Genomic DNA, 21,065 nt, shown 5'->3' with positions numbered 1-21,065 from the left:
TTACGGGAGAGGGTTGGGGTGAGGGCAAATCAGGCCACTACATTTAACACGAAACCCCAATAATACCCGATAAAAACCCCGACACCCTGCCAAATCCAGCCATCACCCTCCCACATTAAGACATCAACGGCTGCAGCTGTTGATACAAGCGCGCAAACACCGCGCGCTGCGGCTGATACGCCTGATGCCGCGCCGCATCCGGTTGATGCCGCTGCGCAAGGTCCAGCGACGGCCATTCGCTCGCCGGATCTATCGCCAGCTGCGCCAGTCGCGCTGCACCCAGCGCCGGGCCGACTTCGCCGCCGTGACAATAATCCAGCGTTTGCCCGCTGATATCCGCCAGCATCTGACGCCAATACGCACTGCGCGCGCCGCCGCCAATTAGCATCACGGTTTTCGGCTGCACGCCGCACTCATGCACCGCATCCATGCCTTCGGCCAGCGCGAAGCCCACGCCTTCCAGCACCGCGCGCGCCAGTTCAGATCGGCCATGCTGATGCGTTAAACCAAAGAACGCGCCCTGCGCCTGCGGATTATTGTGCGGCGTGCGTTCGCCAGAGAGATAAGGCAGGAACCATACCGGCGGCACATCGCTGCGCGCTTTCTCCGCCTCACTCAGCAGTTGCGGCACGTCCTCACAACCGGTTAACGCCGCCGCCCAATCGAGACAGGAAGCCGCGCTCAAAATCACCGACATCAAATGCCAGCGCTGCGGCAGCGCGTGGCAGAAGCTGTGCACCGCGCGCTGAGAATTACTAAGATAACCGTCGCTTACCAGGAAATAGACGCCCGACGTGCCGAGCGACAGCATGCCTTGTCCCGGCTCGACCATGCCGACACCCACCGCGCCCGCCGCGTTATCGCCGCCGCCCGCCACCAGCGGCACCCTTTGCATGCCCCAGCGCGCGGCGACATCTGGCAATAACGTGCCGGTGATCTGATTACCTTCAAACAGTTGCGGCATCTGGCTGCGCTGCAACTCGCAGGCGCTAAGCATCTCATCGCTCCAGTCGCGCTGCGCCACATCCAGCCACATCGTTCCCGCCGCGTCCGACATATCGCTGGCGAAGTCGCCGCTCATGCGGAAGCGCAGATAATCTTTTGGCAGCAGCACTTTCGCCACCTGGGCAAACACCTGCGGCTCATGCTGTTTCACCCACAGCAACTTAGGCGCGGTGAAGCCGGGCATCATCAGATTGCCGGTAATGCGACGCGAATCCGGCACGCGCTTTTCCAGTTCCTGACACTGCTCGCCGCTGCGCCCGTCATTCCATAAAATCGCCGGACGCAGCACCCGATTCACGCTATCCAGCAAGGTAGCACCGTGCATCTGCCCGCTCAGGCCAATCGCTTTCACGCCGCTGAGATCGTGCTGCTGCGCCAGTGCCTGCATGGCACGATCGGTTGCCTGCCACCAGCTTTCGGCATCTTGCTCGCTCCATAATGGCTGCGGCCGCGATACCTCCAGCGGCGTACTCTCCACTGCCATCACTTTGCCGTGCGCATCCAGCAATGCCACTTTCACGCCGGAGGTGCCTAAATCGATGCCGATAACCATGCTGCGCTCCTGAAAAATTAAAAATCAAACAAGTAGTGATTCACCAGATTTTCCAGCTGTTCCTGGCGTCCACTACGATGCTGTGGATTGAATTGCTGTTGCTGCGCCTGTTCCGCCAGTGCGGCGAGGGAAAATTCACCCTTCAGAATCTGCTGTCCGAACTCACCGTTCCAGCCGCTGTAGCGCTGTGCCACACGCTTATCCAGCTCGCCGTCCGCCACCATGCGGGCCGCGACTTTTAACGCCAGCGCCATGGTATCCATTGCGCCGATATGGCCGTAGAACAGGTCATATTTGTCGGTGCTCTGGCGGCGGACTTTGGCATCAAAGTTTAAGCCGCCGGTGGTGAATCCGCCCGCTTTGATAATTTCGTACAGCACCAGCGCATTCTCTTCCACGCTGACCGGGAACTGGTCGGTATCCCAGCCACACTGCATGTCGCCACGGTTAGCATCCACCGAGCCAAAAATGCCCAGCGCGATGGCCGTTGCGATTTCATGATGGAATGAGTGGCCCGCCAGCGTTGCGTGGTTAGCCTCCACATTCACTTTGATCTCTTTCTCTAACCCGAACTGCTTCAGGAAGCCATAAACCGTTGCCACATCATAGTCATACTGATGTTTTGTCGGCTCCTGCGGCTTGGGCTCAATCAGCAACATGCCATGGAAGCCGATCTTATGTTTGTGCTCTACCACCATCTGCATAAACCGGCCAATCTGCTCGCGCTCCTGGCGCAGGTCGGTATTCAGTAAGGTTTCATACCCTTCGCGCCCGCCCCACAGCACATAGTTCTCGCCGCCAAGGGTTTGTGTGGCCTGCATGGCGCTGCACACCTGACTGGCGGCCCAGGCAAAAATTTCTGGATCCGGATTGGTTGCCGCACCCGCACCGTAACGCGGATGTGTAAAGCAGTTGGCGGTTCCCCACAGCAGTTTCACGCCGGTTTCCTGCTGTTTTTCCTGCAATTTATCGGTCATCACGGCAAAGTTTTCGCGATAGCTTTTCAGCGAATCGCCTTCCGGCGAGACATCCACATCGTGGAAGCAGTAATAAGGCACATTCAGTTTATGAAAGAACTCAAAGGCAACATCGGCCTTTTGTTTCGCCAACTCAAGCGCATCTCCCGGCTTCTGCCACGGACGATCAAACGCCCCAACGCCAAACATATCCGCGCCGTTCCAGCAGAAGGTATGCCAGTAACAGGCCGCAAAGCGCAGATGCTCCGCCATGGTTTTACCGAGAATCACTTCGTCCGGGTTGTAATGACGAAACGCCAGAGGATTGCGGGTATTACTCCCTTCATAACGAACGCGATCAAGCTGGTCGAAATAGGCGTGCATAGTTAGCTCCTTAGCATGAGGACCCGAATGGTCAGCTTTGAGCGGTTATTGTGATGATGTAATTTACTGCTGCTCAATTACGATATTTAACACTCAACGTAAGATAATTATTATTTGTGCGCCAGCTCGCAAAATAATGTCATTATTTTCATTCAGTCTTCTCGACTTCGTTTTTTCTGAAAGCGTTGAAATATCGATCGCGCTCATAAAATCGTAAATAAACCAAAAAACGTAATAGCCGGATAAAAATCAGTAATTGATGTCATCTGAAACTCAGGGCAACAATTCATCGGCCTGGTTATAAGCCTTACAACGACAACAGCCTCAACCTACAGGATTAATACCATGAACATGAAACAATCACTGTTGGCCGCCTGCGCGGCTCTGGCCCTGTTTAGTCACGCGGGTAGCGCTAAAGAAGTCAAAATCGGTATGGCTATTGATGATTTACGTCTGGAACGCTGGCAAAAAGATCGCGATATCTTTGTTAAACAAGCCGAATCACTGGGCGCCAAAGTGTTTGTGCAATCGGCCAACGGCAACGAAGAAACGCAGATGTCGCAAATTGAAAATATGATCAATCGCGGCGTCGATGTATTGGTCATCATTCCTTATAACGGCCAGGTTTTAAGTAACGTGGTGGCGGAAGCGAAACGTGAAGGCATTAAAGTGCTGGCGTATGACCGCATGATAAATAACGCCGATATTGATTTTTATATCTCATTCGATAATGAAAAAGTGGGCGAATTACAGGCCGAAAGTATTGTAAAGCAAGTGCCTAAAGGTAATTACTTCCTGATGGGCGGATCGCCGGTGGATAATAATGCGCGCCTGTTCCGTGCCGGTCAGATGAAAGTGTTAAAACCTTATATTGATAATGGCAGCATTAAAGTGGTCGGCGATCAGTGGGTTGATGCCTGGCTGCCGGAAAATGCGCTGAAAATAATGGAAAACGCCTTAACCGCGAACAGCAACCACATTGATGCGGTTGTAGCGTCGAATGATGCCACCGCAGGCGGTGCCATTCAGGCATTAAGCGCGCAGGGACTTTCCGGCAAAGTCGCGATCTCCGGTCAGGATGCCGATCTCGCCGCCATCAAACGCATTATGAACGGCACGCAAACCATGACGGTTTACAAACCTATCACTGAACTGGCGACCGAAGCGGCCAAAATCGCGGTGGAACTCGGTGACGACAAACAACCCGCCAGCAACAGCAAGCTCAACAACGGCCTGAAAGATGTGCCATCGCGCCTGCTGAATCCTATTCCGGTCAACAAAGACAACATTGAAAGCACGGTAGTTAAAGACGGCTTCCACAAGCAGAGCGAACTCTGAGGCGCGAGCCCGCGAAGGAGATATGTCGATGTTGCTGGAAATGAACCATATCACCAAACGTTTCGGCGCGGTGAAAGCACTGGATGACGTGAGCCTGCAGCTGGAAGCGGGTGAAGTGATGTCGCTGTGCGGCGAAAACGGCTCGGGAAAATCGACGCTGATGAAGATCCTGTGCGGGCTTTTTCCGCACGGTGACTTCGAAGGAACTATCCATTTTGCGGGCGACGAGATTCAGGCGCAGACCATTCGCGATACTGAACGCAAAGGGATCGTGATCATCCATCAAGAGCTGGCGCTGGTGCGGCAGCTGACGGTGATGGAGAACATTTTCCTCGGCGCTGAGCTGGGGCGTTTCGGCATGGTGGATGACGAAACCATGACGCTGCGCTGCCAGCAGCTGCTGGAGCGGGTCAAGCTGCATGTCTCGCCGGATACGCGCGTCGGCGAGCTGGGATTAGGCCAGCAACAGCTGGTGGAGATTGCACGCGCCCTGAATAAACAGGTGCGCCTGCTAATCCTCGACGAGCCGACCTCTTCGCTCACCGAACAGGAAACCGAGGTGCTGCTGAGCATCATCAAAAACCTGCGCGAACACGGCATCGCCTGCATCTACATCTCGCACAAACTCAATGAGGTAAAGGCGATTTCGGACACCATCTGCGTGATCCGCGACGGCCAGCACATCGCGACCCGCGCGGCCGCCGGGCTGAGTGAGGATGACATCATCACTATGATGGTCGGGCGCGAACTGACGGCGCTCTATCCGCATAGCCCACACGAGATTGGCGAAACCCTGCTGCAGGTGGAGAACCTCACGGCGTGGCATCCTGTTAACCGCCATATTCGCCGGGTGGATAACGTCTCTTTCAGCCTGAAGCGCGGCGAAATCCTTGGCATTGCCGGGCTGGTCGGTGCCGGGCGAACCGAAACCGTGCAGTGTCTGTTTGGCGTTTGGCCGGGACGCTGGCAGGGCGCTATTCATATCAACGGTAAGAAAGTCCGTATCAATGACTGCCGCGCCGCCATCGCTCACGGCATCGCAATGGTGCCGGAAGATCGTAAAAAGGATGGCATCGTACCGCTGATGGGCGTGGGCAAAAACATCACGCTGGCCGCGCTGGACCAATTTAGTCACCGACTTTCGCTGCTGGATGAAGCGCAGGAGCAGCAGGCAATTAACCAGGCCATTGCACGCCTGCGGGTAAAAAACTCGTCGGCAGACCTGCCGATTGGTCGCCTGAGCGGCGGGAATCAACAGAAAGCCATCCTCGCTAAATGCCTGCTGCTCAATCCAAAAATCCTCATTCTTGATGAGCCGACGCGCGGCATTGATGTGGGCGCGCGCCAGGAAATTTATCTGCTGATTAATTCGTTAGTGCAGCAAGGGATTGCCGTGATTGTCATTTCGTCTGAGCTGCCCGAAGTACTGGGCCTGAGCGATCGGGTTTTGGTGATGCATGAAGGCAAAATCAAAGCCGATCTGATTAACGATAACCTGACTCAGGAGCAGGTGATGGAAGCCGCCCTGCGGAGTGAACACTATGTTTAAGACCGAAAGTACGCAACGCGGCCTCACTACGCCGGGTAAAGGTGCGCCAGGTAAAGTCTCGCTGCCAAATCTGCAGGTGCTGGTGATGCTGGGGGCGATTGTGCTGATCGCCCTGTTCTTCACCTGGACCACCGACGGTGCGTGGCTCAGCGCCCGTAACGTTTCCAACCTGCTGCGCCAGACCGCGATCACCGGCATTCTGGCGGTCGGCATGGTGTTCGTCATTATCTCAGCGGAGATCGATCTCTCAGTCGGTTCGATGATGGGATTGCTCGGCGGTGCAGCGGCCATCTTTGACGTCTGGCTCGGTTGGCCGCTGCCGCTCACCATCGTCGTAACTTTGGTGATGGGCCTGCTGCTCGGCACCTGGAACGGCTGGTGGGTGGCCTATCGCAAAGTTCCGTCGTTTATTGTCACGTTGGCGGGGATGCTGGCGTTTCGCGGCATTCTGGTCGGCATCACCGACGGCACAACCGTAGCGCCTACCAGCCCAGCAATGTCGCAGATTGGGCAAAGCTATCTGCCTGGCGGGATAGGTTTTGGCTTCGGCTTTGCCGGTCTGGCGCTGTTTATCCTCTGGCAATGGCGTTTGCGCTTGCGCCGCCAACAGCTGGGTCTGACGCAACCCTCCGTCAGCGGTGCGCTGGTGCGACAGGTCATCACCGCTGTTCTGGTGTTAGGCGCGATCTGGCTGCTCAACGATTATCGCGGCGTGCCAACGCCGGTGTTGCTGCTGGCGCTGCTGCTGCTCGGCGGCATGTTTATGGCGACCCGCACGGCTTTTGGTCGCCGGATCTATGCCATCGGTGGCAACCTGGATGCCGCACGCCTTTCCGGCATAAATGTGGCCCGCACCAAGCTGGCGGTCTTCGCCATCAATGGCGTGATGGTGGCGATTGCAGGCCTGATTCTTAGCTCACGCCTTGGCGCAGGTTCGCCTTCGGCAGGCAACATCGCCGAACTGGATGCCATCGCCGCCTGTGTGATTGGCGGTACCAGCCTGGCGGGCGGCGTTGGCTCGGTGGCGGGCGCAGTGATCGGCGCATTTATCATGGCTTCGCTGGATAACGGCATGAGCATGATGGATGTCCCGACTTTCTGGCAGTACATCGTCAAGGGCGCCATCCTGCTGCTGGCAGTGTGGATGGATACCGCGACGCGCCGTCGGGTGTAATCGCGTGGGGGATCACAATGTGGCGCAAATTCTTTCTGCTGTCCATCGTGCCATGCTATGCAAGGTGCTGTCGATTTAGGAGAGTGCGCCACGATGCATGAGAAACGCTTTCGCATTACGTTGCTGTTCAACGCCAATAAGGTTTATGACCGCCAGGTGGTTGAGGGCGTCGGTGAGTATTTACAGGCATCTCAAACGGATTGGGACATTTTCATTGAAGAGGATTTTCGCTGTCGCATCGACAACATCCGGGAATGGCTGGGCGATGGAGTTATCGCGGATTACGACGATCCCTCAATTGAAAAACTGCTGGCCAACGTGTCGGTGCCGATTGTCGGTGTTGGTGGATCGTACCATCAGCCGCAGGATTATCCGCCCGTGCATTACATCGCCACCGACAACGCCGCGCTGGTCGAGAGCGCCTTTTTGCATTTGAAAGAGAAAGGCGTGAACCGCTTTGCTTTCTATGGTTTGCCCGCAGCCAGCGGCAAACGCTGGGCACAAGAGCGTGAGCATGCGTTTCGCCAACTGGTGGCACGCGAGCGTTATCAAGGCGTGGTCTATCAGGGCATGGAAACAGCGCCGGAAAACTGGCAGCACGCTCAAAACCGCCTGGCTGACTGGCTGCAAACGCTGCCGCAGCAAACTGGCATCATCGCCGTTACCGATGCCCGTGCTCGCCATCTGCTGCAGGCCTGCGAATACCTCAAAATCCCGGTGCCGGAAAAGCTCACGGTGATCGGTATCGATAACGAGGAACTGACGCGTTATCTGTCGCGCGTGGCGCTCTCGTCCGTGGCACAGGGTTCGCGCCAGATGGGTTATCAGGCGGCAAAACTGCTGCATCGCCTGCTGGATAATCAGCGTCTGCAACTGCAACGCATTCTGGTGCCGCCGGTAAAAGTGATTGCGCGCCGCTCCACTGATTTCCGCTCCTTGCACGACCCGGCGGTGATTCAGGCGATGCATTATATCCGCTTCAACGCCTGCAAAGGCATTAAGGTTGAACAGGTGCTGGATGCCATCGGCATCTCGCGATCGAATCTGGAAAAACGCTTTCGCGATGAAACCGGCGACACCATTCACGCCATGATTCACCGCGAAAAACTGGAGAAAGCGCGCGAGCTGCTGGCGTGTTCTTCATTGAGCATCAATGAGATCTCACAAATGTGTGGCTACCCGTCGCTGCAATATTTCTATTCAGTGTTTAAGAAGAGTTATGCCAACACGCCGAAGGAGTATCGGCAGCTTCACGGTGAAAACGTGCTGTGACGCACGGCTAAGATCAAGAATTCCGCCGCGATTGTCGCTATACTCCTGCGGCATCTTCAAAGGAAGATCGTCGTCTCCGGTGAGGCGGCCGGATTTCAAATCCGGTTGGGGCCGCCAGCGGTCCTGGGCAGGTTCGACTCCTGTGATCTTCCGCCACTTACTTTTCCCCTCCCGCTAACTCAACAATCCCGCCCCCACATTCACCGACAATCCCAAAATCGCCAGATTGAACACGAACGAAATCACCGACTGCAACAGAGCGATTTGCCGCATATCTGTGGTGCCAGTTGCTACATCGGCGGTTTGCGACGCCACCGCGATGGTGAAAGAGAAGTAGAGAAAATCCCAGTATCCCGGCTGCTCGGGCTTTTCAGGAAAGATCATCGGCGTGACATCCTTGCTGCGCCGCAGATAGTGATGATGCGCGTAATGCATGGCGAATGAAGTGGGAAGCAGCGCCCATGAGACCACCAAGGTTGCCGCTGTCAGCAGCAAATGCAGAATGCGTGGCGTTCCCGTCAGGCTCTTCAGCGTGGTGAGCTCCATCAGAATCGCCAGAATGCTGACCATACAGGTGAGCGTTACCATGCTCAGCACCAACGTCGCACTTTCATCTTCGATTTTCGCAATATGCGGAATGTCTTTGGCCTCCGTACCTAACATGCGCAGCCACAGAAAAGCGAGATAGAGCCATGCCAGCACGTTCCAGCCAATCAGCAGACGCTGCAACATGCCCAGATGTGCAGGCAGGAAAAAATAACAGGCCACGCCAGCCACAATCGAAACCAGCAAACGCAGGCGTGCGCGAAGGTAATGCATCATGGAAAGGCTCATGGTGTCAGAGGCTTAGTGAAGGAAGGTGGATAGGTTAACTGTAGACGCTGTTAATGAGGTTGTAATTGTGGAACACCTTAACCATTTATCGGTTCGGCTCCATTGCAGTTGATAAAATAATCGCCAATCGACTAATGAGCTTCATTGCGTCTCTCTGGCATACTGTGCAGCAGATCCTATTAGAGCGGAGGCGACATGTCAGAGGAGCAATCCACACCATCACCAGCAGGCGAATTTGTCATGTTTGCGAGCGGCGATGGGAAAGTGCGGGTTGAATGTCGCTTCGAAAACGAAACGTTGTGGCTTTCTCAGGCAATGATATGTGAGCTATTTGATAAAGCGAAAGCGACCATCAGTGGCCATATCAAAAACATCTTCGAAGAGGGTGAACTGCTGGAAAATTCAGTTGTTCGGTTTTACCGAACAACTGCCAGTGATGGAAAAAATTATCAGGTTCAATACTTTAGCTTGCCAATGATCCTCGCCATCGGTTATCGCGTCCGCTCTCCACGCGGTACTCAGTTCCGCCAATGGGCAACGCAAACTCTGCAAGAATATTTGATCAAGGGCTTCGTGATGGATGACGAGCGGCTGAAAAATCCGCCGGTGGGTTCATCCGCTGTACCTGACTATTTCGATGAGATGCTGGAGCGTATTCGCGACATTCGCGCCAGTGAGCGTCGGATGTATTTACGCGTTCGCGAGATTTTTGCCTTAGCGGCTGACTATCAACCTTCCCTCAAAGAGACCACGCAGTTTTTTCAAACCATCCAGAATAAATTGCACTTTGCCTGTACCGGTTATACCGCTGCCGAGTTGATTCATCTGCGCGCTGACGCCAGCCAACCTCATATGGGGCTGACGAGTTTCAAAGGTGAAGAGGTGCGCAGAAGCGATGTCACGGTGGCTAAAAATTATCTGGTTCAGGACGAAGTGAGCGAGCTCAATCGCGTGGTCACAATGTGGCTGGATTTTGCCGAAGACCAGGCGCGCCGTCGCCAGCAGGTTTTTCTTCGCGATTGGCAGAGCAAACTCGATCAATTTCTGCAATTTAACGATCGCGATGTGCTGCAAGGTGCAGGTTCAATCAGTAAGAAAATGGCCGATGAAAAAGCGCAGGCTGAATACGGTGAATTCGCCGAGCAACAGCGTCGTTTAAAAGAGGCAGAAGGTGAAAAGAATATTGCCAGTTTGCTGCAGTGGCAACCAGACTCTAAGAAATCGAAATGATCGCCGCTGAGCCTCCTCCCGCTTTCGCACCTTAACTCATACACACCCACGCTTTACTTCCCCACCAATCTCCGCCACTTTGCTCCTTCATCGCATTGTGGAGCCTGGCATGTTAATCCATCCAACTGATACTCTGACTTTCTCGGGCAATCCGCGTCAGGCTGAGCTGCGTCAGCGCCTGCTGGAGCCGGATGCGCCGAAAGTGATTGCCGCTGCGTTAGCGAAACAGCTGGACCGTGAAACCTTCACGCATCGCCATGCAGCTGGGCAGCTTTTCTGTTTGAAACAGGGATTAATGACGGTGAAAACGCCGTCCGGTATTTTCGCCAATCCGCCGCGACTGGTGGGCTGGATTCCGCCCTACTTTGAACATGCGATCATCGGGCCGGGCCCGGTGCTTGGCTGGACGGTATTGGTTGACGACGCGCTGGCCGCGCCGTTGCCAGATCATCCGGTCCTGCTCTCCTGCCCGTCGGTGCTGGAGCCGCTGGCAGAAAGGCTGGCAACCTTGTCGCCCGATCACTGGGGCAGCGCGCGCTACAATCGCCTGAGCGAGGTGTTTCTGGATGAGTTATATGAATCGACCGAACATCCGCTGACGTTACCGCTGCCGACGGAACCGCGCTTGCTGCAGATTGCACGCCTGTTGATGGACGATCCCTCCGATACCCGCACCGGGCCAGAACTGGCGCGCTGGGCGGGACTCAGCCCGCGCAGTTTGAGCCGACATTGGGCCAGCGCGGTGGGCATGAGTTTAACGCGCTATCGCCAGGTTTCACGTTTACTTAAATCACTGGAAGGTTTGGCGGCGGGCAAAAGTGTGCAGCAAGTAGCGTGGCAGGTCGGATTCGACAGCGTTAGCAGCTATATCAGCGCTTTTCGCAGCGCGTTTGGTTCAACGCCAGGCAAATACTTTACGCCGCCAGCCGACTCTGCGGATGCAAAAACAGCAAGCTAGCAGGTCCATCAATGTCCGGCAAAGTGTGCTGATATTTACGCCGGAATGCGCCGGGCGGCAGATCGAACATGCGGCGGAAAGTGCGGCAATAAGTTTGCTGCGAGTCGAAGCCATATTTAATGGCGATATCCATCAGCGGCGTATTGCTGTTCAACAGCGCGATCACCGAAGCCGTTAACTTGCGCTCGCGAATGTAGGTGCCAAGCGCAACGCCGGTGTAACTGCGAAACAGTCGCTGCAGATGCCACTGCGAATACCCGGCGCGTCGCGCCACGGTTTCCAGAATGAGTTTCTGCTCAATATTGTCCTCAATCCAGAGCATCAGTTGCTGCATGAAGGCGGCGTGCATATCCATCTTTCCTCCTGATGTCGAAATGAAAACCGGACGTAAATCCGGCAAGTGGCAAGCATTATAGAAAGCCGCTCGCTGGCTATGTGATGGTCAAAAGCCAATAAATAACGATAACTCGCCAATTTTATAATTTAAAGATTTGATACTAATTAATTTTTTCACTGAAAATCATAAAAATTCAAATCAGATAAAATATTTCTTAAAAAAAGATACTAATAATAGAATGGAAGAATGCCAGCAATTATCCATTGCCGGCAAATTACAAAAAAAATTATTCATTTTAACTCAAGAACATTAACGGAGACTTGATCAACAACGTATTGCGAGCACGACATCACTTCTGCAAGACCTGGATCAAATAAAGCTAGATTCATCCCATCGCTAACGGAACTACGATAGATGACACCATGAAAACCAATCCGCTTAATAAATTCGCATAAATATTGGCTTGGTATATAATCTATTGCCGCACTTCTTGGAAGTACGGGTCTGGTTAACTCCTCACCAAGCTTTTCTAAAAAAGGGATATCGGCCCTCATTTTTCCTATTTCTTCAGAATCAGTAAGCAAAAATGGCGAGACATGCTTTTTGGGATGGCGCAAATCAACAATGCTTAGTGAATTAGCCAATTGAAAACTTGCAACTGTTGCTACTTCACCTGTATGAGGTCTGGTTTCTGATATTGCAGTTTCAGCCGTTGATCCCAAATAGAGATAGGGTATCCCTATTGGATTAGCTCGCCCATAACTGGCCAATCTTCCCGGGGGCGCTCCCATTTCCTCAGGTTTATAAGGAATATCTGTTTGGTTTATTCTCGACCTAAACCATAACTCAGGGAAATTATGTGCTTTAAGATGGCTTAATAACTCGCTGAGTCTATCATTATCTATTTTTTCATTTAAAAAATATCTATTCCTATTTAATAACTCATCTCGTAATGTATCCCATTGGGCTAATCCATTACTAATATACTGCGATGATGGAATGAATTTTTTTCGTGTTACATCGCCATTATCAAGAACTTCACTCAACAACTCTTTTGCATGAGCATTATCCATTACTGGATGTGAAAATAATGCCCAATCGTCTTTTAACCATTCAATTAACGTTTTGCCATGAGGATCCTCCTCATAAACATTTATAAGCAGTTCAAAGTAATCATATAATTTACCCGGTTCAATAATGAAGACGCCCTTTGAATTACAAAAGGAACAATTTCCTATTATTGGTTCCAGGCTGGGAATAATATTGTTTTCTAGTCCGGTATCGCCAAAACATAAAGGGCAACATCTATTCATCATATGCGCCCCTCAAAAAATGTGCCATAACCTCAATATGATGATTCATGGAAATTTTTTTGACTGTTCCCAACCCAGGAAAATGGCCTTTTGCATGCAATATTTTGAATTGTGATATCGCTTTAGTATTTATTATCATGCAATTAGATGAGTTTATTAAATGTATTAGTTTATCTAGTGCTTGTCCAAATTTTCCTGCAGGATCAGTAGGGGTATTATTGCTTGTTGAAATAAAGTGATAGATATTCATTACTTCATCTTTATTATTATCGATGTAAGTTAGGTGAATAGCAACAGCATAAGCTGGCCCCCCACCTTCTGAATAATCATCACCAACAATTAGAAAATCACCAAAACCATCCATACCTTCATCTGGATATGTTATATGAAGATCTGAGAAATATTCCAAAGGAGGATATTCAGAATTCTTCCTTTTAACAAAGCCATCTGAAATTAATACTCTTTCCGCACCTTTAAAATGTCTACGATATAATTTCCCACAAAACTTCTCGATAAATATATGCTTGGATACTCTTCCTTTTACTTTTTCTGACAATACAGCAGGTTCACCGTAACCAGAATGAATTAAGCATGGATGATGATCACTATGCTCATCTAATAGTTTTAAAACTTCACTCTCGTTTGTTTTTTCACTGATTAGAATCCCAGCATTGATACGATCATTACCTTTAAACCCACTCTTTAAAAAGGTTGAAATGTTTTCTCCCGTAATGGAGTGATCTCCATATGATGGATTAATCACTACAATGGCACTACCATTGGCATCGCATATCGAATTTAACGTTTTTTCTAAACCGTTAAAGTTTTCTTTTACAGGTTCTATTATTGGTATGAAACCCGACTTAGCAAGTATATCTGCTGAGTCTCTGATAGCTAATAATTCAAACTGCTTACCTCTAAAATAGGGATGATACATATTATTAATTCCAATTTAATGCCTCGTCGATTGGTTTATTCAACGTTTCGATTAGGCGAGAATGATCCTTATTTCGTAACTGCACCATTAAAGCCATTGTTTGTAAGGCCAAAGGCATACTTGACAATAGACTCCCCATAGGAGCAAGATTACGAGTCTTCTTGAGGGTTCCAATCATTTTTTCTTGAACATCCTTGGGATCAAGATAAGAATAAATCCGTCTCAATTCTGTCCTGATAAGCGTATTTGGTAAATTAGGATAATCAATATTCATCATATCTAAAATGTGAGTTGCTTCACTTAATCTTAGCGAATCAAACATAACTTCTGCAGATAGATGCGTAGTATCTTCTTTCACCTCCCTGATAGTAGTAATTCTATTCCAACGAGAAAGACTCATGATTCCGATATTCTCAGATGTCATTTCAAGTATCGAATCAATATGAGCCACACCAGCTATAATATAAACCTTACTAAAAACTTTTAAATAATTAGTGATTTGATTATTTAAACGTAAAAGAGAATCACGATCCGATTTTATCTCATAAACAGTTGCAGAACCATTTAAAATAATCAAATCAGCTTTACAAGAACCGATTCTAAACTCAGTGAGAGCACTTGCTGTGCGCAGGGAATGACGCCCGAGAAGAATATTTTGTATTAAAGCTGAACGATAAATGTACTCGGTCCTTAAACCAGATTGTTTCAATAAGGAAAATGCAATATCGAAAGCATCTCCAACTGTCGTGTTGGAGCTATCTGTGTAATTTAGCAAATTTGAGTCAATTAGTAAGCGACCAAAAAGACGAGAATGTCCTTTTTTAGACATTTCGGAAACGATAGATGTTGAAAACATCTTTGATAAAACTGCAATTTGCGTAGGATGCATCACACCGATCCTCACATATCTAATTATACTTCGCTTCAAATTAACATTCTTGCGAGTGATTAAAACCATACACGTACATGATAGCTTAGTATTTTTATCTTGTCACCAAATTAATATATAAGAGTTCATCTAACTCTCTAGTATTAATAGATCTTCTATGAAAAAACCATCAACAAAAAATGCATAGCTGAGTCAATCATTGATATATTTTATAACATGCGGTTATTTATGTATACCACCTATTATTTCATGCTTCTGAAGCATTAAAGTTAGATATCTTTATGTTCTCTGATGATATAAATGCTGAGCGCCCCCTCCCTTAATTCTAAATATGATTATCATATAAAAATAATTTTCGTTAAATTTTACCTTCTTACGCTAGCTATTGGCTCAATTTAAGCTGCTAATTTACTCAAACCATTTTTTTGCAAATTTAGTATTATATGAGGTCATGATTTACAAGATTAGCCGTAGGTCGAAGTTGAAAGGGAGAACACCATGAAAGGAATTTACCCCGCGCAGGAGAGCGATTTCGAGGCGATAACCACGGTGTGGGAAGCGTCGGTGCGGGCGACGCATCATTTCCTGCAAGATGCGGATATCCGCGCTTTGCGCCCGCTGGTGCGCGAGCAATATTTGCCGATGGTTGAGCTGCGTATTTATCGCGATGAAGAGCAGAGCATTGTCGGTTTTCTCGGCGTGGCGGAAAATCGGCTGGAGATGTTGTTTGTCGCGCCGCAAGTGTTTGGTCTTGGCATAGGCAAACAGCTACTGCGCTTCGCCATCGAACAAATGAATGTCAGCGAACTGGATGTGAACGAGCAGAATCCGCAGGCGCTAAGTTTCTATCAGCATCAGGGATTTGTTATCACCGGCCGCTCGCCACTGGATGGTCAGGGAAATCCTTTTCCGCTGCTTCATCTGCGATACGGGCAGTGAATTAAATCGTCGCACCCATTGAGAGGCGATAATGCAGGTCGACCTGCTCGATGGTGGGCTGCTGGTTGATCTTTTTCAGGATGATCTCCGTCGCCACTTTTCCCATCTCAAAGCGCGGCGTGATGACGCTGGCTAAGCGTGGCGTGGTTGCCTGGCCGATTTCCAGTCCGTGAAAACCGGCAATCGCCATCGCTTGCGGCACGGCAATGCGCGCCGCCTGACACTCCTGCAGCACGCCGACCGCCAGATCATCATTGGTACAAAGAATCGCATCCATCTCGGGATAGAGCTGGCGCGCCAGCGTCATCATGCCGGTGCCAATCGATACCGATGAGACCTTGTTCGGCACAATCCGCCCTGCGGGCAAACCGGCCGCTTCAACCGCATCGCGATAACCGGCGTATCGTTGCTCATCACGACGATCGGACATCGAACCAAAGTAGATAACACGCTGTTTGCCGCTGGCCAGCAGCATCGCCGTCATATCGTAGCCGGCGCGATAGTTGTCGAAGCCAACATTGATGCGTCCACGCGCTTCGGTCAATCCCATCACTTCCGCCACCGGAATGTTGGCGGCGTTAAGGTATTTTTCCGCGCGTACGGTGTGTACCGATTCGGTCAGGATCAGCCCTTTGATGTTAAAGGCTAAAACCGTGGCGATCTGCTCCTCTTCACGTTGCGCGTTGTAGTCGTAATTGACCACCAGCGTTTGATAGCCGTGCGCGCTGGTCACCGATTCAATGCCCGCCAGCAGGTCGGCAAAGATTTGATTATTAAAGGAAGGAATCAACACGCCGATGCGCGGTGGGTTCTGTTTGGTCGCCGCGAAATTATCGGTATCCGCCACGTAGCCAATTTCGGCAATCACGCTGGCGATCTTCTCCGCCGTTTCCGTTTTGACCTTTTCCGGCGTGCGGAGATAGCGACTTACCGTCATTTTGGTGACGCCCGCCAGGGTAGCAATATCGTCCAGAGTGATGCGCTGCGTTTTCATTACGGCGTCCGCAAAGAGGGGCTGAGAATCAACGTATTATGCCCGTTGCCTGTTAAAAAATGAAACGCGCCCGTGCGCTCAGCCGGATGAAATATAATCGGCAAAGCGCCGTGCATAACAGAATGAAAATTCCAATAAAAAGCAAACTTTGCAATGTCCTTACAAAGTGAATTGATGAAAAACCTATCATTTCATTAGGCTATAAACATGCCCCTGACGACTTATTCAGCAATTTTCGCAACCCTCTTCACACTTTTCGGAAAAAATGATCCAAAAACCATCATTTAGAACATATATTCCAACACGAAGACCTCGCGTGAATAAAAGTTGAACATCTAAACCTACACCACCCTCTTTCTGAACAAGTAACGTTCAGGCCGTAGAGACAAGGGGCTATAACAATGGATACCAGGCAAAAACGCTACAACATGAAGTATGTCATTCTCTGCTGTACTGTCGCGGCATTCGGCGGTCTGCTGATGGGATATGACTCTTCAATTATCTCCGGTGCAATCGAACCCTTAAGTGAATATTTCCAGTTATCGCCCGCTGAAACCGGCTGGGCCGTTTCCAATATCCTGCTCGGCAGTTTGATCGGCTGCTTTATGGCACCGCGCCTCAGCGACAAACTGGGACGCAAAAAATCCCTCGCCATCACCGCCCTGCTGTTTACCGTTTCGGTGATCGGGACGGCGCTGGCGCATAACTTCACCGTATTCGTCATTTTCCGCATGATTGGTGGATTGGCGATTGGTCTGGCGTCGGTGATTTCGCCTATCTATCTGGCGGAGCTGTCGCCTTCCAGGTTTCGTGGCCGTACTACCGCGCTGTATGCGGTGTGCTGCGTCGGCGGACAATCGGTGGTGTTACTGACTAACTACTTCATCACCAAATCCACCTTGCCTGACGTGATGATCAATATGGGCTGGCGCTACATCCTCGCCACGGCGCTGGTGCCGTGCGCGCTGTTTATCCTGTTCATCGCCTTTATCCCGGAATCGCCGCGCTGGAACGTGCTGAAAGGCAAGTACGATGAAGCGCTGGATACGCTGACCAAAATCTCAAACCGCGAGCATGCCGAGAGCGTGTTCAATGAAATCAAACATTCGTTTTCTGATAAAACCGCGCATCAGCACAAATCGCGTCTGCGTCTGGATAAAACCACCATTCCACTGCTGATCGTCGGTATCGGTTTGGCGGTGGGTAACCAGATCAGCGGCATCAACGTGATTCAGTACTTTGGGCCAACCTTGCTGAAAAACGTCGCGGGCAGCACGGACTCAGCGCTGCTGCAAACCTTCTGGCTGTCGATTTGTCAGTTCATTGGCGTGCTGGCGGGGATGATGCTAATCGATAAAGTTGGTCGTCGTAAGCTGCTGCTGCTGGGGGCCATCACCTCCTGCGTGTGCCTGACCTACTCCTTCATCGCCTTCTATTACCACCTGCCGGGCATGCTGGCGGTGATTGGCCTGTTCGCGTACATGATTTTCTTCGGTATGACGTGGGGCCAGATCGTCTGGACGGTGCTGGGCGAAGTGTTCCCAACTGAGATTCGTTCGATTTGCGTGGGGATTTCCATCTGCGCGATGTCGATGGCCAACTTTGTTATCAGCAGCACCTTCCCGATCATGAACAGCAGCCCGATGCTGCTGGATATATTCCACGGTGGCTTCCCACTGTTGCTGTTCGCGATTTTCTCGCTGGGGATGTACTTCTTCACCTTCCGCTATCTGCCAGAAACCGCCGGCGTGTCGCTTGAGAAGATTCATGCGCTGGTACTGCGTAAATTTAACGTTGAAGCAGATCTGCCGAAGACGACGTCCACTACGAAAGCGAGTGAGTCGTTTGATATTCCGAGGCATTAAAGCATTTGGTCGCCATCAATGGCGACCCTACGGGATCATTGATGGCGCCTGTTTAATTCAGGCGCTCATACTGCTCAATCACCGCCAGCGCTAAACCGTTGGCCGGATCAATACGCAGCGGCAGGAAATGCAGCGCGGTGTGGGCAAAGGTAAAGGCCAGTGTACCGGCCTGCGCCGCCTGTTGTACCGCCTGCACAAACGCCGGCTGCGCATTCCACGGCCCATCAATAATGATGCTGGCCGGATTCACCAGCTGCATCACCTGACTCAACGCGTTGCCCAAATGGGTGCCCGCCTGCGTCATCACCTCTTTCAGCATTTCCGGCTCGCTATCACCATTCTGCCAACGCAGGCCCGGCTTGCGTTTTGCCAACTGCTGCTGAATGGCCGGTTTGCTCACCAGCGTTTCCAGACAACCTAAGCGTCCGCAGCTACAACGTTCGCCGTTGGGTTGCACCGTAAGATGGCCGATCTCACCCGCCGTCCAGCTGCTGCCGGTAAACACTTCGCCCTGCTCGACCAGCGCGCCGCCCAAGCCTTCTGAGATACGCAGATAGAAATGGCTTTGCGACTTATTCAGTTCGAGTTGCTGCACCGAGAGCAGCGCGGCGGCTTTGACGTTATTCATGATGCGCAGCGGCAGCGGCATCTCGTGGCTGAGGATGGTCATCACATCCACATTCTGCCAGCCAAGATGGGCGGAAAAATGCACCCAGCCGCGATGGGGATCGATGATGCCGGGGAAGCCAATCGCCACGCCGAGCAGCTCGGGATGCGCCGCGTGCAAGGTCTGACACACTTCCACCAGCTCATGCAGCAGATGCTCAGGATCGCTGGTTTCGGTGCGCCAGGTTTGCTCGGCAATCACCTGCGAGTAGTAGTCGCACACGCGCCAGTGAATCGCCTGGCGCTCCACCATGATGCCGGCGCTTTTCAGCTTTTCCGCGCGCAGCGAGATTTCGATTTTAGGGCGGCCCGCAGAAGCCACGCTAACCGGGCCGAGCTCATTGATCAGCCCGGCTTCCAGCAAATCATCGACAATCAGTGAAACGGTGTTTTTGCTCAGCTCGAGCGCTAATGCCAGATCCTGGCGGGAGGTGATGCGGGTGGTGCGCAGTTGCGTCATCACCCGCTTCAGGTTGTTCAGACGAAGTAGTGCTGGACCTTTACCGGCTGCTTTCATAGCACTCCTCAATACTCATCACCGCGCACACGGCTGCGATAACTTTCCCAGTCAAAGCGCACCCACAAGCTGTTGCCGAGGCGCATACGATCCATCACGCGTTCACCCAACAGCGAATTCATGCCCGCCGGATCGAGGTTCGATAACATGCCGGTTGGGCGTTTCGACGATGAGCGGCGATCGACAATCTGATTGATGATCACTTTTTCATAGCGCGATTCGCTCTGCATGCCGATCTCATCGATCACCAACAAGTCCACATGGCTGAGATCGTGCAGCAGGCGCTCTTCGGTTAAATCGCTGCCGCCGCTGAAAGTGCCCTTCATGCTCGACATTAAGTCGGCGACGGTGACAATCAGCACGCTTTTACCGCGGATAATCAGATCGTTACCAATCGCCGCAGCAAGGTGGTTTTTACCGGTGCCGGGACGGCCAGAGAAAACAAAACTGGAGATGCTATTTTCAAATCCGGCGGCGTATTCGCGCGCCATCGCCAGCGCTTTACGCTGCCCATCATTTTCCACGCGATAGTTGTCGAACGAGCAGTTCATGTGCAGCTCGCGGATGCCCGAGCGCCCCATGATGCGCTGCATTTTCATCGCGCGGTTTTCCCGCACAATCGCTTCCGAGCGCAAACGGCCCTGCTCCTGATTCCAGGCCAGCAGCTCCGCGCCGTTTTTGAATTTCGGCTGCACTTCGGAAGGCATCATCTTTTTCAGGCGGCTAAAAAGATCGTTCGGCGTTTTCATTACTCACCTCGGAATCCATCGGGAATATCGTAATCAGTATTGCTGATTTGCGTGAGATCGCGCTTTGGCTGCCCGCCATTGGCGGCGCGATTCATCTGCACGCTGCGCGCTAACTTCTGCTGCCACTGCACATGGTGAAACAAACGGCCTTCCGCCTGCCAGTACGCCACAAACGTGGCCAGCTCGGCGGCAGTAACGGCTTCACTCAACGCCACGCCCCAGATGGCGGCCTGACGTTGAAAATCGCTGTCCGGCTGCCAGCCTTCATACATCGCGAACTTGCCAACCGGTGTAGCGATAGGCGCGCTATCGGTCTGAAACAGACTCTCATCCAGCGTGACATCATTGGGCTGCTGCGTGGCGGCTTCCAGCGCCAGCAGCTGCGCCAGACGCTGCGGCGTAAGCGCATAAAATGCCGGCGTATTGTTATGCAGCACCGCCAGCGTGCCGTTATCGGCCTGCTGCAGCACGGCGAGCGGGTCATGGCAGAAGCCATCCAGCCCCACCAACGTTGAAGATAAGATTTTGACTGACATGAAGAAACCTGACGTTAACCAGCATGGTGCGCCGGACGGTTAATTCAGCCCGACGTAATACGCTCAGTGT

General features: G+C 51.7%; 19 protein-coding genes and 1 tRNA gene. 9 read left to right on the top strand and 11 right to left on the bottom strand.

Annotated elements, in window-relative coordinates; all coding sequences use genetic code 11:
* Nucleotides 1-115: 115 nt before the first annotated feature.
* On the bottom strand, nt 116-1,558 hold the full coding sequence (gene xylB / locus AC6I8A_RS00395) for a xylulokinase (RefSeq protein ID WP_497817856.1): 1,443 nt from the start codon (nt 1,556-1,558) through the stop codon (nt 116-118).
* A 17-nt stretch (nt 1,559-1,575) separates the two neighbouring features.
* Nucleotides 1,576-2,898, bottom strand: a complete 1,323-nt coding sequence (xylA, locus tag AC6I8A_RS00390; protein ID WP_497817855.1) for a xylose isomerase — start codon at nt 2,896-2,898, stop codon at nt 1,576-1,578.
* A gap of 345 nt (nt 2,899-3,243) precedes the next feature.
* Here xylA and xylF point away from each other — a divergent pair, with 345 nt between their 5' ends.
* The 5 genes from xylF to AC6I8A_RS00365 all read left to right on the top strand — a co-directional run bounded on the left by xylF (nt 3,244) and on the right by AC6I8A_RS00365 (nt 8,387).
* Complete coding sequence (gene xylF, locus AC6I8A_RS00385) at nt 3,244-4,236, top strand: D-xylose ABC transporter substrate-binding protein (protein WP_008105256.1); 993 nt, start codon at nt 3,244-3,246, stop codon at nt 4,234-4,236.
* A 22-nt stretch (nt 4,237-4,258) separates the two neighbouring features.
* Entirely contained in the window at nt 4,259-5,785 is a 1,527-nt protein-coding gene (locus AC6I8A_RS00380) for a xylose ABC transporter ATP-binding protein (RefSeq protein WP_497817854.1), read from the top strand.
* Entirely contained in the window at nt 5,778-6,959 is a 1,182-nt protein-coding gene (gene xylH, locus AC6I8A_RS00375; RefSeq protein WP_479490332.1) for a xylose ABC transporter permease XylH, read from the top strand. Before AC6I8A_RS00380 ends, xylH begins: the two co-directional genes overlap by 8 nt.
* Before the next feature lie 93 nt (nt 6,960-7,052).
* Nucleotides 7,053-8,231: a D-xylose utilization transcriptional activator XylR gene (gene xylR / locus AC6I8A_RS00370; protein WP_497817853.1), complete on the top strand. Its 1,179-nt coding sequence runs from the start codon at nt 7,053-7,055 to the stop codon at nt 8,229-8,231.
* Between the two features lie 61 nt (nt 8,232-8,292).
* Nucleotides 8,293-8,387, top strand: a tRNA-Sec gene (locus AC6I8A_RS00365).
* Between the two features lie 18 nt (nt 8,388-8,405).
* On the opposite strand, the gene AC6I8A_RS00360 is transcribed toward AC6I8A_RS00365, so the two are convergent.
* Complete coding sequence (locus tag AC6I8A_RS00360; protein ID WP_497817852.1) at nt 8,406-9,065, bottom strand: DUF1345 domain-containing protein; 660 nt, start codon at nt 9,063-9,065, stop codon at nt 8,406-8,408.
* 195 nt (nt 9,066-9,260) lie between these two features.
* On the opposite strand from AC6I8A_RS00360, the gene AC6I8A_RS00355 reads away from it, so the two are divergent.
* Together AC6I8A_RS00355 and AC6I8A_RS00350 are read left to right on the top strand one after the other, a co-directional pair.
* Nucleotides 9,261-10,295 carry a virulence RhuM family protein gene (locus AC6I8A_RS00355; RefSeq protein ID WP_436333095.1) on the top strand — a complete coding sequence of 345 codons (1,035 nt, stop codon included), beginning with the start codon at nt 9,261-9,263 and terminating at the stop codon, nt 10,293-10,295.
* 109 nt (nt 10,296-10,404) lie between these two features.
* The gene (locus AC6I8A_RS00350) at nt 10,405-11,253 is read left to right on the top strand and encodes an AraC family transcriptional regulator (RefSeq protein WP_256697931.1); all 849 of its coding nucleotides are present in this window, start codon (nt 10,405-10,407) and stop codon (nt 11,251-11,253) included.
* Here AC6I8A_RS00350 and AC6I8A_RS00345 read toward each other — a convergent pair.
* The 4 genes from AC6I8A_RS00345 to AC6I8A_RS00330 form a co-directional block, all read right to left on the bottom strand.
* A complete protein-coding gene (locus tag AC6I8A_RS00345) occupies nt 11,210-11,608 on the bottom strand; it encodes a helix-turn-helix domain-containing protein (protein ID WP_008105263.1) in 399 nt (132 codons plus the stop codon). The two genes, AC6I8A_RS00350 and AC6I8A_RS00345, sit on opposite strands and share 44 nt — an antisense overlap.
* A 272-nt stretch (nt 11,609-11,880) precedes the next feature.
* Nucleotides 11,881-12,906 carry an RES family NAD+ phosphorylase gene (locus AC6I8A_RS00340; protein ID WP_479486412.1) on the bottom strand — a complete coding sequence of 342 codons (1,026 nt, stop codon included), beginning with the start codon at nt 12,904-12,906 and terminating at the stop codon, nt 11,881-11,883.
* Complete coding sequence (locus tag AC6I8A_RS00335; protein ID WP_479486411.1) at nt 12,896-13,840, bottom strand: sce7725 family protein; 945 nt, start codon at nt 13,838-13,840, stop codon at nt 12,896-12,898. The genes AC6I8A_RS00340 and AC6I8A_RS00335 overlap by 11 nt, the downstream gene beginning before the upstream one ends.
* A 4-nt stretch (nt 13,841-13,844) precedes the next feature.
* Nucleotides 13,845-14,729, bottom strand: coding sequence for a sce7726 family protein (locus tag AC6I8A_RS00330; RefSeq protein WP_479486410.1), 885 nt, complete (start codon nt 14,727-14,729; stop codon nt 13,845-13,847).
* Nucleotides 14,730-15,227: 498 nt separating this feature from the next.
* Here AC6I8A_RS00330 and AC6I8A_RS00325 point away from each other — a divergent pair, with 498 nt between their 5' ends.
* Nucleotides 15,228-15,668: a GNAT family N-acetyltransferase gene (locus tag AC6I8A_RS00325; RefSeq protein WP_497817851.1), complete on the top strand. Its 441-nt coding sequence runs from the start codon at nt 15,228-15,230 to the stop codon at nt 15,666-15,668.
* A 1-nt stretch (nt 15,669) separates the two neighbouring features.
* Here AC6I8A_RS00325 and AC6I8A_RS00320 read toward each other — a convergent pair whose 3' ends face one another.
* On the bottom strand, nt 15,670-16,662 hold the full coding sequence (locus tag AC6I8A_RS00320) for a LacI family DNA-binding transcriptional regulator (protein WP_497817850.1): 993 nt from the start codon (nt 16,660-16,662) through the stop codon (nt 15,670-15,672).
* A gap of 401 nt (nt 16,663-17,063) precedes the next feature.
* Between AC6I8A_RS00320 and AC6I8A_RS00315 the strand changes: the two genes are divergently transcribed.
* Nucleotides 17,064-18,527 carry a sugar porter family MFS transporter gene (locus tag AC6I8A_RS00315; protein ID WP_256697929.1) on the top strand — a complete coding sequence of 488 codons (1,464 nt, stop codon included), beginning with the start codon at nt 17,064-17,066 and terminating at the stop codon, nt 18,525-18,527.
* Between the two features lie 52 nt (nt 18,528-18,579).
* On the opposite strand, the gene AC6I8A_RS00310 is transcribed toward AC6I8A_RS00315, so the two are convergent.
* Genes AC6I8A_RS00310 through dnaT form a run of 3 tightly spaced genes read right to left on the bottom strand, consistent with a single transcriptional unit; the run spans nt 18,580 to nt 20,995 of the window.
* On the bottom strand, nt 18,580-19,710 hold the full coding sequence (locus tag AC6I8A_RS00310) for an ROK family protein (RefSeq protein WP_497817849.1): 1,131 nt from the start codon (nt 19,708-19,710) through the stop codon (nt 18,580-18,582).
* 8 nt (nt 19,711-19,718) lie between these two features.
* Complete coding sequence (dnaC, locus tag AC6I8A_RS00305) at nt 19,719-20,459, bottom strand: replicative helicase loader DnaC (protein ID WP_007893471.1); 741 nt, start codon at nt 20,457-20,459, stop codon at nt 19,719-19,721.
* A complete protein-coding gene (gene dnaT, locus AC6I8A_RS00300) occupies nt 20,459-20,995 on the bottom strand; it encodes a primosomal protein DnaT (protein WP_265301452.1) in 537 nt (178 codons plus the stop codon). Before dnaT ends, dnaC begins: the two co-directional genes overlap by 1 nt.
* Nucleotides 20,996-21,065: the final 70 nt, after the last annotated feature.

Source organism: Pantoea sp. X-Soil-ISGK-275, assembly GCF_059730795.1.
The sequence above is the reverse complement of the archived record's forward strand: the minus strand, read 5'-3'. Positions and strand labels throughout refer to the sequence as shown.

What these genes read in the sequence shown, in the direction of transcription:
- AC6I8A_RS00350 (WP_256697931.1), top strand. Translation starts at nt 10,405, where the DNA reads ATGTTAATCCATCCAACTGATACTCTGACTTTCTCGGGCAATCCGCGT.
- xylF (WP_008105256.1), top strand. Translation starts at nt 3,244, where the DNA reads ATGAACATGAAACAATCACTGTTGGCCGCCTGCGCGGCTCTGGCCCTG.
- AC6I8A_RS00315 (WP_256697929.1), top strand. Translation starts at nt 17,064, where the DNA reads ATGGATACCAGGCAAAAACGCTACAACATGAAGTATGTCATTCTCTGC.
- xylH (WP_479490332.1), top strand. Translation starts at nt 5,778, where the DNA reads ATGTTTAAGACCGAAAGTACGCAACGCGGCCTCACTACGCCGGGTAAA.
- AC6I8A_RS00355 (WP_436333095.1), top strand. Translation starts at nt 9,261, where the DNA reads ATGTCAGAGGAGCAATCCACACCATCACCAGCAGGCGAATTTGTCATG.
- AC6I8A_RS00330 (WP_479486410.1), bottom strand. Translation starts at nt 14,729, where the DNA reads ATGCATCCTACGCAAATTGCAGTTTTATCAAAGATGTTTTCAACATCT.
- xylA (WP_497817855.1), bottom strand. Translation starts at nt 2,898, where the DNA reads ATGCACGCCTATTTCGACCAGCTTGATCGCGTTCGTTATGAAGGGAGT.
- AC6I8A_RS00310 (WP_497817849.1), bottom strand. Translation starts at nt 19,710, where the DNA reads ATGAAAGCAGCCGGTAAAGGTCCAGCACTACTTCGTCTGAACAACCTG.
- AC6I8A_RS00325 (WP_497817851.1), top strand. Translation starts at nt 15,228, where the DNA reads ATGAAAGGAATTTACCCCGCGCAGGAGAGCGATTTCGAGGCGATAACC.
- xylB (WP_497817856.1), bottom strand. Translation starts at nt 1,558, where the DNA reads ATGGTTATCGGCATCGATTTAGGCACCTCCGGCGTGAAAGTGGCATTG.
- dnaC (WP_007893471.1), bottom strand. Translation starts at nt 20,459, where the DNA reads ATGAAAACGCCGAACGATCTTTTTAGCCGCCTGAAAAAGATGATGCCT.
- AC6I8A_RS00360 (WP_497817852.1), bottom strand. Translation starts at nt 9,065, where the DNA reads ATGAGCCTTTCCATGATGCATTACCTTCGCGCACGCCTGCGTTTGCTG.
- AC6I8A_RS00340 (WP_479486412.1), bottom strand. Translation starts at nt 12,906, where the DNA reads ATGATGAATAGATGTTGCCCTTTATGTTTTGGCGATACCGGACTAGAA.
- AC6I8A_RS00345 (WP_008105263.1), bottom strand. Translation starts at nt 11,608, where the DNA reads ATGGATATGCACGCCGCCTTCATGCAGCAACTGATGCTCTGGATTGAG.
- xylR (WP_497817853.1), top strand. Translation starts at nt 7,053, where the DNA reads ATGCATGAGAAACGCTTTCGCATTACGTTGCTGTTCAACGCCAATAAG.
- AC6I8A_RS00380 (WP_497817854.1), top strand. Translation starts at nt 4,259, where the DNA reads ATGTCGATGTTGCTGGAAATGAACCATATCACCAAACGTTTCGGCGCG.
- AC6I8A_RS00335 (WP_479486411.1), bottom strand. Translation starts at nt 13,840, where the DNA reads ATGTATCATCCCTATTTTAGAGGTAAGCAGTTTGAATTATTAGCTATC.
- AC6I8A_RS00320 (WP_497817850.1), bottom strand. Translation starts at nt 16,662, where the DNA reads ATGAAAACGCAGCGCATCACTCTGGACGATATTGCTACCCTGGCGGGC.
- dnaT (WP_265301452.1), bottom strand. Translation starts at nt 20,995, where the DNA reads ATGTCAGTCAAAATCTTATCTTCAACGTTGGTGGGGCTGGATGGCTTC.